Annotated in this window: 1 protein-coding gene; it reads right to left on the bottom strand. The window is 48.1% G+C overall.

Going from position 1 to position 3,723, the window contains the following annotated elements; translation table 11 throughout:
- A partial coding sequence (locus tag F4Y64_09775) for a hypothetical protein (protein ID MXX97886.1) occupies nucleotides 1-3,254 on the bottom strand: 3,254 nt, incomplete at its 3' end.
- Nucleotides 3,255-3,723 lie beyond the last annotated feature (469 nt).

Genomic DNA, 3,723 nt, shown 5'->3' with positions numbered 1-3,723 from the left:
TCGGTCAGCGCAGGAATCGTTACCGTCACCGTCTCCGTAGGCTCCGCCGATAATCGCACGGTGAACACCTCCGACTTGTTCTCATCCACCTCAATCATCATGGGGCTGACGATCACGCTAGCCTCATCATCATCGTCCACCTTGATCGTTATTCCTTTCTCTACATCAGTATACTGACCGCCACTGGCCGTCAACGTGATGATCTCCTCCTCGTCGACCGCATTATTATCCTGCTTAGCAGACACCTCCACATACCTCGGAACACGGTAGGTCTCAGGAGTAAACTCCAGCCTTGACTCATTACGTTCCAGACCATCATTATTGAATTCTGGAATGGTCACCGTGACCGTCTCCGTAGGCTTCACTGATAACCACACTGAAAATGTCTTCTTCCCTCCCTCATCCACAGACACCACGTCAAGGTTGGCATGAATCAAGCCTGCCTCATCGTCATCACTCGTAACGACCGTTACATATTCTTCTGCGCCCTCAAACTCTCCGCCCGCAGCCGTCAACTTGATCGTACCTGTCTCTTTCATCGCATTATGATCATGTTCGGCCGAAACTACCACCTCCTGCTTCGTATCGTAATCGGAACTTGTAAAGGTCAGCCACGTGGATTCCTTGTCGTGGCTCAGTCCCTGCACGGTGAACGCGGAAATCGTCACGGTCACCTGTTCCAAAGGCTGCGCCGATAACTGTACGGTAAACGATGAATCCGCACCCTCATCTAATTCATCAATCCAAATGGGGTTGACTACCAAGCGTGCCTCCTCGCTATCATCCACCGTGACCGTTACCTCTTTCTTCTGACCAATATACTGACCGCCACTCGCCGTCAGCGTGATCGTTTCCGTGTCATCTTTTGCATCAGGATCCTCCGCAGCTGTCACCGTCACGAGCTGATCCTTATTCCAGATCTTGTCTCCCGAAGGAGTAAAGGTCAACGTGGGACTGTTATGACTCAAATCCGAATCCGTATCGAACGGTGGAATCGTCACCGTTACCGTCTCCGATGGCTCTGCCGCTAACCGCACGGTAAACGTTTTCGTCTCGCCTTCAGGTACGCGAATCGTTGAACTAACGATCAAGCCGGCCTCCTCGTCATCATCCACCGTGATCGTTAGTTCTTTCTTTACATTATCATAACCACCGCCTGTGGCCGTCAACGTAATGGTTTCTATATCATCAAGTGCATCAGGATCCTCCGCAGCTGTCACCGTCACGAGCTGCGACTTGCTCCAGGTCTTGTCCCCCGAAGGAGTAAAGGTCAGCGAAGTGGGACTGTTACTGTTACTGTTAAAGCTCAAATCCGTGTTGGACGGTGGAATCGTTACCGTTACATCCCCCGAAGGCTCCTTCGATAACGACACATAAAAGGTCTCTTCCCCTCCCTCATTCAGTTTGATATTCCCCGGAAAAACATTGATTGCATTGATGTCTGATTCACCTCTTATATTGAGTTCTAAATAGCCCTCAACACCGCGATAGCCATTCCAATCCTTATTACGTTCTGTGGAATATACCTTGATGCGCCCACTACTGCCCCACTTTTGTGAAGTGTACACCGTAAACTTCTGAAAATCATTATAATTATCGTGGGTAAACCTCAGAAAGTCGGGATTGTATCCGACAGCTACAGATAGCCCGGACCTCGTCATATCCACATCAACCTCTGCCGTTGATTCGTCGTTTTTCTTGCCCAGTGGTCTTTTGTTTAACCGTACCTCAAAATCAAAAGACTCTCCCGCGTAGATATCAACCTTTTGAGGGACAATCTCAAAGCTTGGAACATCGTCGTCCGTGACTATCACACACAATTCAGAATAGCGGAATTCCGTATCATCATACGCTTCGCCAACCCATTTCTCATCCACACCAATGAAAGTGCCAACTTCATTATAAGGTTCATCACCAAAACGAACTCTCTCATTTTGAACAGCCGTCACTTTCACGGTCTTCCTTTTTAACCAATTACCCTGCGTAAACGTGACGCTGGAAGGCTCTATAGTTATAAAATCTCCCCATCCTAGACGACTTACCACAATTTCTTCTTCGTCTTCTACTTCTACCAGATTTAAAGTCAAATCACCTTGATAATTTCCCTCAACCCAAATTTTAAAAGTTCCTGATGCCCCTCCCTCCGTGATTCTAACGTGACTATCATTAGGTTTGCCTGTGTCAAACCTGATACGGATCGTATTCAAGTCTGACGAAAGATGAACAGGCGGGTCCGTGCGCACTTGCTCCTCTACGTCTAAATACGCTAAATCATCCGTTCCTCGCCCCACCGTCGTGAAATCCAGCATCTCCCGCTTATCCCCATGATCCAGTCTTGTCGTCAAAGAATACTGCTGAGCTTGTTTCCACCCGCCTGCTTGGAATATTAGTGCTGCTGGATCCAGAATGGCATTTCCGGTTATCGGAAAAGGCACATCCCCGGAAGACAGTTCCCCATCCACAAGCGGAGTGCTAACCGTAGTCCATTGCCCCTCTCCAATGAACCGATGTGAAAACTCCCGGAGGATTTTGCCATCCACGACCGTCACTACGGTCTGTCCCGGAATCGTTTTGCTTCCCGATGTCGGGAATATTAGGTTTGCGACGTCACTGGTGCCATCACTGTCCTGCTCCGCCGTCAACGTGACCGGCGGTATAGTATTCCAGTTCCCGACCGGAACGGTCAATGTAGCGGGATGTACAGTCCGCTTTGTACCTCGATCAACGGTAGTAGCCAAGGTTACATCACTCAGAAATTGCGCATACTGGGAGAGTTCGTATACTTCCAAATTTCTCTCCGGGACTGGAATCGAATTCCGCGCACGGCCGACCATTCCGCGCCGGTTTACAACCTGCCCATCTAGTTTTATCTGTTCTACTGCTTCATTGGATAAGTCACTTATGCCTGGATTCAAGACAGGGCCAGTCAATGCACCGTACGTCAAAGAAGCTACATCATGGGGGTACAGATCGGGTATCAGCAATAGATCAACTCCTTCCAACTCTACATTCCACCATGATTGGTCATGATCACTTTCTTCAAAAGTCCCGATCACAGAATTACGTAAGCCACCTCTATCCGAGTCGATAGAGAGTTGCATTTGTTGTACATGTGCCCGAGACGCGGAAACGGTAGAGAAAGAAATCAAAAAGAGCACAAGAATACGCAGCCCCCGTCTGACGAAGACGAATGTCCCTGAATAATCATTCAAATGTCGAAAACGAAAATTCACCGTCTTGCCAACTGTTAACATACAATCAGTGTGTTCAGAGACAAACCATTATTCGCACTGATTTCTTGAAGAGCGACATCCCCGCACGAAGATGCCTGCGGGTACCCAAAAGCACCGTTAAAGTTCAGAATTCTGCAAGACATTCCATCCCCATACTCAAATACTACTACACCAAACATTGGCATAAGAATGAAGAGCCCAGTGCGGAGATAAATCTTTGCGAAATAGTGATAATGCTGTCATCACAATTGCGAATTTGATCAAAGGTCTATTATGGCTCTACCACGATTTGTGTGGACCGACCAATTTGGCGTTCCGTCCGGGGTTTATGATTATCCGATTGCCTATGGACCTGATCACAGTTTTTCGCCTTACGTTTTCCGGATTCAGCGATCTAATCCATTGCGGGGAGCAGCTTGTTCTTTTTCTCCAAAACTCACGTTTTTTCTCTGAAGAACTTTGATTCCGTTGCCGGAGATCTTCCTTCCTG

It is taken from the genome of Rhodothermaceae bacterium (assembly GCA_009838195.1).
GTDB lineage: Bacteria > Bacteroidota > Rhodothermia > Rhodothermales > Bin80 > Bin80.
The sequence above is the reverse complement of the archived record's forward strand: the minus strand, read 5'-3'. Positions and strand labels throughout refer to the sequence as shown.